A 7,454-nucleotide genomic window follows, 5' to 3' on the forward strand; every position below is an offset into this window, starting at 1 on the left:
CCCCTCCCGCGAGAACGGCTCCTCAGCGCAGGGTTTCGAGCTCCGCGAGCACCGGGGGCGGGTGCTCCTCGCACAGCCGCGCGGTGGGCGCGCGCCGCGACGACGTCGCGCGGGGCTCGGTGTCCGGGTCCGGGCCGATGCGCGGGTCGGCGCGGACGCACTCGATCACCCGGTCCACGTCCGCCCCGACCGCGCGGCACAGCTGGGCCAGCTCGTCGAAGAACTGCCGCTCGACGGCGAGCAGCCCGGCGGTGGCGTGCGGCACCAGGTCGGCGCTGTCGACGTCGCAGTGCAGCGGAGAGGCGGGCAGGCGGGCCAGCACCACGTCGGCGCGCACCAGCGTCTCGGCGTCGTCGGCGCCGAGGACCTGGCAGTCCGCGCTCAGGAAGTCCTCCAGCGCGGAGCCTTCCCGCAGCTGCTGCGGGTTGCTCACGACCGGCCTGCCCAACGCCTCCTGGAGGTCCCGGGTGGACTCCCACGGCGGCAGCACGCAGTTGATCACGGAGCTGCGCGGTGGGGCGGTGGGCTCGTCGGCGCCGCAGACGAACACGGCGTCGATGGCGGCGAGCTCACCGAAGCTCAGGGCGCCGCTGCGGTGCAGGCACCGCAGCACCTCCGGAAGCCACGGCTCGCTCGCCACCACCGCGGGGTCCGGGCGCGCGCAGCTCACCCGGACACCGCACCAGGCCAAGCCGGTGGCGACCGCGACGGCGGTCAGTCCCTCGCCGAGCACGCGAGCTCGCGGTTCCCTCACGGCCATGACGACTCCTCGGAGTGGCAGACGACCAGTTCGCGGACCTCGCAGCCGGCCGGTTGGCGCAGCGCGAACAGGACGGCCTCGGCGACGTGCTCGGGCCGGTTGAGCTTGGCGTCCTGCGGCGGCTTGTACTGCTCCGGCCTGCCGTCGAAGAACGCGGTGCGCATCCCACCGGGCACCAGCATCGTCACCCCGACGCGGCCGCTGAGCTCGGCCGCCAGCGCGCGGGAGAAGCCGACCACGCCGAACTTCGAGGCGCAGTAGGCGGTCGCGTCCGGCAGGCCTTTGAGCCCCAGCGTGGACGAGCAGGTGACCACCGTGCCGCCGCTCTCCTCCAGGTGCGGCAGCGCGGCGCGCACGACAGCGGCGGTGCCCAGCAGGTTGACCTCCACCACGCGCTCCCAGTCCTCGGCCGGCACCGAGCTCAGCGAACCGCAGGAGTCGATGCCGGCGGCGGTGAACACGCCGTCGAGACCGCCGACGGTGTCGGCCATCTCGCGCACGGCCCGCTCCGCCTCGCGCCGGTTCCCCAGGTCGACCTGGGCGTGCTTGACCGGGGCCGAGGGCACCTCGCGGTCCAGCACCAGCGGCGTGCCACCGGCCGCCGTCACCGCCTCGACGACCGCAGCGCCGAGGCCCGAGGCGCCTCCGGTGATCACGACATTACCCGGCCCGTTCATGGAGTTCCTCCCGATTCCCGTCCAGTTCCAGCAGGTTTCGCAACATCCGGGTGGTCGAGTACCCGTCGGTGAGCGGTACCCGGACGACCTCGCCGCCGCACTGCTCGACGACGCCGGCCTCGGGCATCCGGGACGGTTCGTAGTCACCGCCCTTGACCCACACGTCGGGTCGGAGCTCGGCCAGCAGGGAGCACGGCGTGGTCTCCTCGAAAACGGCGACGGCGTCGACGGATTCGAGGGCCTCCAGCAGGCACTTGCGGTCTTCCACCCCCACCAGCGGGCGCGGCGGGCCCTTGAGCCTGCGCACCGAGGCGTCGGAGTTGAGGCAGACGACGAGCGCGTCGCCGAGCCGCCGGGCCTGGTTGAGCAGGTTGACGTGGCCGGGGTGCAGCAGGTCGAAGCAGCCGCCGGCCGCGACGAGCCTGCCGCCGCGCTCCCGCACCCGTTCGACCACGTCCAGGCCGGTTTCGGACGCGGGTTGCTCGCTCGCGGCCCAGGCACCGGCTCCGCCGGCGGCGACGAACCGGGTGGCCGCCAGCACCGCGTCCGCGACGGCGTCCGATGTGGACTCCCCGCGCGCCAGGGCGAGGGCGGCCGCCACCGAGAAGCCGTCGCCCGCACCGCAGGTGTCGGTCGCGGTGTCGAGTGCAGGAGCGGCGATCAGCTCGCCGCCGGGGGCCAGCGCCGCGCCGCGCTCGCCCGTGGTCACCGCGACCGCGCCGCACTCCCACTGCCGCCACAGCTCCATCGCACCGGCCGGTTGCGCGGTCACGCCGCTGAAGCGGGCGGCCTCGGATTCGTTGGGCACCGCGAGATCCGATCTGGCCACGGGCACGGCTCCGCGGGGGTGCGGGTCCCAGACCAGCGGTGTGCCGGGCGGCAGCCGGGACAGCTCGTGGCGCAGTCGCGAGTTGCTCGCCGCACCGCGGCCGTAGTCGGCCACGAGCACCGCATCGGCGCTGCGCAGTTCCCGCACGACCGCCGGGCCCGGAGCCACGTCCGGAACGGTTCCCGCCCCGGCGTCGAGCCGCACCACCGATTGGCCCCCGGCCCGCACCCGGGTCTTGCTGGGCGTGCCTCCTGTGAAGGGCAGGTCCACCAGGCGGATCCCGGCCGGCAGCAGGCGATCGAGCTCGTAGCCGGCGGGGTCGGTGCCGCGCCCGCTGATCAGGGTCACCTCGGCGCCTTGGCTCGCGGCGAGCAGCGCCGCCAGCGCGGCACCGCCGGGCCTGCCGCGTCGCGACTCGACGTCGACCACCGGGACCGGCGCGTCGGGGCACAGCCGGGACGCGCTCCCGGTCAGGTCCAGGTCCAGCAGGGCGTCGCCCAGGATGACGAGCTTCACGTCGACCTCCTCGGGTCACCGGCGCACTTCGTGCAGAAGCGCGGTCCAGTCGGCCAGGAATCTGTCCAGCGAGTACCGCCGCAGCGCCGCCCGGCGGGCCGCGTTGCCCGCCTCCCGAGCGCGGTCGGGATCGGCGGTGAAGGTCGTGACCGCGTCGATGAGGGTGTCGACGCGGGTCGAGATCGCTCCGGCCTCCGGCGGCACGGCTTCGACGACCTCGGTGGCCGCGACGGCCACGATCGGCATGCCCAGGTGCATGGCCTCCAGCAGCGCCAGGCCCAGCGAGGTCCACCGGTAGGGGTGCAGGTAGACGCGGCGGGCGGCCAGCTCGGCGTGCATCTTGGGCTGCGGCAGGTCCTCGTGCGGGATGATGCGGTCGCAGCCGAGCACGTCCGGGAGTTCCCGGACCCGCATGCCGAACACGTCCAGCGGCGCGCCTCGGCTGAGCCGCGGAAGCAGGTCGGTCCCGGCGATGTGGCTGCGCCGCACCGGCTCGTTGACCACGACCCCCGCGTGCGGCACGGTGCCGGTCCAGCGGTGGCCGGGGTCGACGATGCCGTGCTCGATGACGGTGTTCGGCGCGCGTCCGCTGTCCCACCACATCTGGTTGAAGTGGGTGACGTGCGCGATCGGGATGTCCTCGCGGTCGGCCACCGGGTGCCGGTCGGGTCCTGCGGGGCCGCGCGGCGTGTCGTGCTCGACGTAGACGGCCGGGACGTCGACGCCGGGTCGGCGGCCGGTCCACAGCCGCGTGAGTTCGAGCTCGCCGGGCCGTTGCAGCACCACGACATCGATGTCCTCGTCGCGCAACCGGCCGGGCTCGACCTCGACCGCGTTGTCCGGCCAGGACACCGTCTGCGAGCGACCTCGCCCGTCGGGGCCGCGATCGGCGGTGACCGGCACCAGGTAGGTGTGCGGGCCCTGCACGAAAGCGGTCGCCCACGACCCGTGCCGGTGCCAGACCAGGATCCGCAGGCCCTCCTGGGAGGTCGCGGAAGTTCCGGGCGTGGCGAAGGTGGTCATGCCGTCACCTCCCGGACCGCCTCGACGACCTCCTCCGGGGTCACCAGCGTCAGGCACGGGTGCCCGGGCACCGGGCAGGACCGCGCGCGGGTGTCGCGGCACGGGGCCAGCTGCTCGCCGAGCACCACGCGCCGCACGCCGTAGGGAGCCCACCGAGCCGCGCTGACCACGGGAGCGAACAGCGACACCACGGGTGTGCCGACCGCGGCGGCCAGGTGCGCGGGCCCGGTGTTGGGCGCGACGACGGCGTCGGCGCCGTCGAGAACCGCCGCCAGCTCCGGCAGATCCGTGCGCCCGCCGAGGTCGACGCCGATGTGGCCGGCCACGTGGGCGGTCAGCTCCCGGTCGGACGGAGCACCGGTGACCACCACGCGCCACCCGGCGGCGGCCAGTTCGACCACCGCCGCCCGGCACCGGAACATCGGCCACTGCCTCGCGGGGACGGAGGCGGCCGGGTGCAGCACCACGTAGCCGGGTTCGCCGGCGAGGCGGCTGACGTCGGGCAGCGGGCGGCGCACCGCCAACCTCCCGTCGTCACCCTTGGGCAGCGCGAATCCGGCGGCGCGCGCCAGCGACAGCGCGCGTTCGGGCTCGGGAGGATCGCCGTCGATCCGGTGCCGGACGTCGAGCAGCGAGCCCGGGTAGTCCTCGCTGATCGCCGCGATCCGCTCCACCCCGGCCACCCGCAGCAGCAGCGCCAGCGGCAGCGCGGACTGGTGGAACGAGGTGAGCACCACCGCTTGGTCGGCGTCGATCTTGCGCAGCGCTTCGAGGAATTCGTGCATCGAGGACTCGGTCACCGGTGGCGGTTCCGGGTCGATCCACGGGGCGCACCGGGTCACGACCTCGTCCACCCCGGGCAGCAGTTCGGCCGCCGCGGCGCCGCGCGGGCCCGCCAGCATGACGACGGATTCCGCGTGCGCGGCCACGGCTCGCACCGCCGGCCCGGCCAGCAGCACGTCGCCGAGGTTGTCCTGGCGCACGACCAGCGCCCGCCTGGTCACGACGCACGTCCGGCGCGCTGCGGCGCCTCCGCCGGGTAGCGGTGGCGAAATCGTGCTGGGTGCAGAACTGGAACGAGCACAGCGACGCCTCCTGCGTGTCGTGCTGCTGTTCGTCGGTTCCGGCGTCCGGCTTTCCGCGGCCATTCCGCGACGCCCGACTACATCGCTACCCAGCGAAGCGGCTCTCCTACACATCCGCGCCCGAATGCCGCGCGGTTCGGCGCTGCCCGGGAGGTCTTCGTGCACGCTGCGCGAGCGACTGCGGGGTTTTTCGCGCGGGATGCGGGTAACCGCAGGAGCGTGGACGCCCGTTGCCGGTCTCCGGGAGTGCCGAATGGACGGACGAATCGACACCGACGTGGTGATCGCGACGCGCAACCGGCGTGACGAACTCCTCCGCACCGTGCGGATGTTGCTAGAGCTGCGCCCGTGCCCGCGCGTCGTGGTCGTCGACGACGCCTCGACGGACGGCACCGCCGAGGCGATCGCCGCGCTGCACCCGCGGGTGGAGCTGATCCGCGCGCCCGACAACCTCGGGGCGGCGGCGCGCAACCTCGGCGTCCTGAGCTGCCGGGCGGAGTACGTGGCCTTCAGCGACGACGACTCGTGGTGGGAGCAGGGCGCGCTGCCCCGCGCCGAACGCCTCTTCGCCGAGCACCCCGGCGTCGGGTTGATCGCCGCGAAGACGCTGGTCGGCGCACAGCAGCGGCCGGACGCGGTCAACGAGCTGATGGCGCGCTCGCCGCTGCCGGGCTCGCCGGGGCTGCCCGGGCCGCGGGTGCTGGGGTTCACCGCGTGCGCGGCCGTCGTGCGACGACGCGCGTTCGAGGAGGTCGGCGGCTTCGACCCGATGCTGTTCTTCGGTGCCGAGGAGAAGCTGCTCGCCTGCGATCTCGCGGCCGCGGGGTGGGACCTCGTCTACGCCGACGACGTCGTCGCGCACCACCACCCCTCCCCCGCCCGGTTGAGCCGGGCCGATCGCGAAGCCCTGGAGCTGCGCAACAACGTGCTGATCGCCTGGATGCGCCGGTCGCCGTCAGCGGCGGTGTCCGAGACGCTGCACGCGCTGCGCCGGTCCCGGCGGTCCACGGCGGGAGCGCTGCGGCGGTTGCCCGAGGCGCTGCGCCGCAGGCGGCGACTCCCCGACCGCGTCGAACGAGAGCTGACCACTGTGGAGTCCCAGACGTCATGACGACTTCCCGGATCTCGACCCAGCCCACCCGGCTCTGCGCGCTGCTGGACCGCGTCCCGCGCGCGGACATGGCCGTGCTCGGCACGACCGCTCCGGAACCGGCGGTGCTCGCCCACACCGACGAGCGGGCCCGGTCGCTGGAGATCGCGCAGCTGCGCAACGGCGCCGGGCCGAGCGTGGACGTGGCCGCGTCGCAGCGGCCGGTGCTCGCCGACCTCAACCAGATCCGGACCTACTGGCCGGACTTCGCCCGCCGCGCCCGCGAGCTGCGGGTGCACAGCTTGCTGATCGTGCCGCTGGAGCCGGCGTTCCCCGCCGGGGCGCTGAGCCTCTACGCGCACCGCTCGCACGCGTTCGACGAGCACGACGAGGACGTGGTGCGGCGATCGCTGGCCGCGCTGGCGAGGTGGTGAGCGTGTTCGGCACGACGGTGGTCATCGCCACGCACGAGCGCCGCGAGGAGCTGCTGCGCACCCTCGAGCACATGACCGCGCTGCCCGACGCGGCGCCGATCATCGCGGTCGACAACGGCTCCCGCGACGGCACGGCCGCGGCCGTGCGGCGGCACTTCCCGGACGTCGAACTGCTGGTGCAGGACCGCAACCTCGGCGCCTGCGCCCGCAACGTCGCCGTGGAGCGGGTCCGCACGCAGCACGTGACCTTCTGCGACGACGACACCCGTTGGCAGCCGGGATCGCTGGGCAGGGCCACCGAGCTGCTCGACCGCCACCCGGACATCGGCGCCGTGATGGGCCGCTGCCTGGTCGAACCGCGCCTGACCGAGGACCCGCTCACCCCGGAGCTGCGCACCTCGCCGGTGCCCGCGCCGCACTGGCTGCCCGGGCCGGCGCTGCTGAGCGTGATGGCCGGGCTCACCACCTTCCGCGTGAGCGCCTTCCGCGAGGCGGGCGGGTTCTCCGAGCGGTTGTGGCTGGGCGGCGAGGAGGAGCTGCTGGCTCTGGACCTGGCGGCGCGGGGCTGGTGGTTGTGCTGGGACCCGGACGTGCTGATCCACCACGCGCCGTCCCGGGCGCGCGACGCGCGGCGGCGCAGGCGGCTCGGCATCCGCAACACGCTGCTGACCACGTGGCTGCGGCGACCGGCGGGTAGCGCATGGCGCCGCAGCGCCCAGGTGCTGGCTTCGGCGCCGAGGGACCGGTGCACGGCCGCCGCGGCGCTGGAGGCGCTGCGGCAGTGGCGGTGGGTGCTGCGGGAGCGCCGGGTCGTGCCCGCCGAGGTCGAGCGCGGCCTGCGGCTGCTGGAGGAGCCGCAGCGCCGCTCCCCCGCGCGCCGCTACGTGGACTGAGGCGTGCGCTTCCGCGCGATCCGGCGTCGTCCGCCGGTGAGCCGCTGCCCGGGCCGCGTCCACCGCGGTCCCCGCTCCGGGCGCACCGTGGCCTTGCCGGGCACCGGCGGGTGGACCGGCTGCGGCGGGGCGGGGGGCCCCCCCGCC

General features: G+C 74.8%; 8 protein-coding genes. 3 read left to right on the forward strand and 5 right to left on the reverse strand.

The window, feature by feature from the left end:
* Nucleotides 1-22: 22 nt before the first annotated feature.
* The 5 genes from R4I43_RS17795 to R4I43_RS17815 are packed head-to-tail and all read right to left on the reverse strand — an operon-like array spanning nt 23 to nt 4,809.
* Nucleotides 23-760 (reverse strand): hypothetical protein, encoded by a 738-nt coding sequence (locus R4I43_RS17795; RefSeq protein ID WP_324266752.1) that lies wholly within the window; start codon nt 758-760, stop codon nt 23-25.
* Complete coding sequence (locus R4I43_RS17800; protein WP_324266753.1) at nt 751-1,437, reverse strand: SDR family oxidoreductase; 687 nt, start codon at nt 1,435-1,437, stop codon at nt 751-753. The genes R4I43_RS17795 and R4I43_RS17800 overlap by 10 nt, the downstream gene beginning before the upstream one ends.
* Nucleotides 1,421-2,782, reverse strand: coding sequence for a PfkB family carbohydrate kinase (locus R4I43_RS17805; RefSeq protein ID WP_324266754.1), 1,362 nt, complete (start codon nt 2,780-2,782; stop codon nt 1,421-1,423). The genes R4I43_RS17800 and R4I43_RS17805 overlap by 17 nt, the downstream gene beginning before the upstream one ends.
* Before the next feature lie 15 nt (nt 2,783-2,797).
* Nucleotides 2,798-3,805, reverse strand: coding sequence for a glycosyltransferase (locus tag R4I43_RS17810; RefSeq protein WP_324266755.1), 1,008 nt, complete (start codon nt 3,803-3,805; stop codon nt 2,798-2,800).
* Entirely contained in the window at nt 3,802-4,809 is a 1,008-nt protein-coding gene (locus R4I43_RS17815; RefSeq protein WP_324266756.1) for a glycosyltransferase family 9 protein, read from the reverse strand. The genes R4I43_RS17810 and R4I43_RS17815 overlap by 4 nt, the downstream gene beginning before the upstream one ends.
* Nucleotides 4,810-5,143: 334 nt before the next feature.
* On the opposite strand from R4I43_RS17815, the gene R4I43_RS17820 reads away from it, so the two are divergent.
* From R4I43_RS17820 to R4I43_RS17830, 3 genes are read left to right on the forward strand one after another with little or no spacing between them, the layout of a single operon-like run.
* The gene (locus R4I43_RS17820; protein WP_324266757.1) at nt 5,144-6,001 is read left to right on the forward strand and encodes a glycosyltransferase family 2 protein; all 858 of its coding nucleotides are present in this window, start codon (nt 5,144-5,146) and stop codon (nt 5,999-6,001) included.
* Entirely contained in the window at nt 5,998-6,414 is a 417-nt protein-coding gene (locus R4I43_RS17825; protein WP_324266758.1) for a GAF domain-containing protein, read from the forward strand. Before R4I43_RS17820 ends, R4I43_RS17825 begins: the two co-directional genes overlap by 4 nt.
* 2 nt (nt 6,415-6,416) lie before the next feature.
* Entirely contained in the window at nt 6,417-7,307 is an 891-nt protein-coding gene (locus tag R4I43_RS17830; protein ID WP_324266759.1) for a glycosyltransferase family 2 protein, read from the forward strand.
* Nucleotides 7,308-7,454 lie beyond the last annotated feature (147 nt).

It is taken from the genome of Saccharopolyspora mangrovi (assembly GCF_035320975.1).
In the GTDB taxonomy this organism is placed as follows: domain Bacteria; phylum Actinomycetota; class Actinomycetes; order Mycobacteriales; family Pseudonocardiaceae; genus Saccharopolyspora; species Saccharopolyspora mangrovi.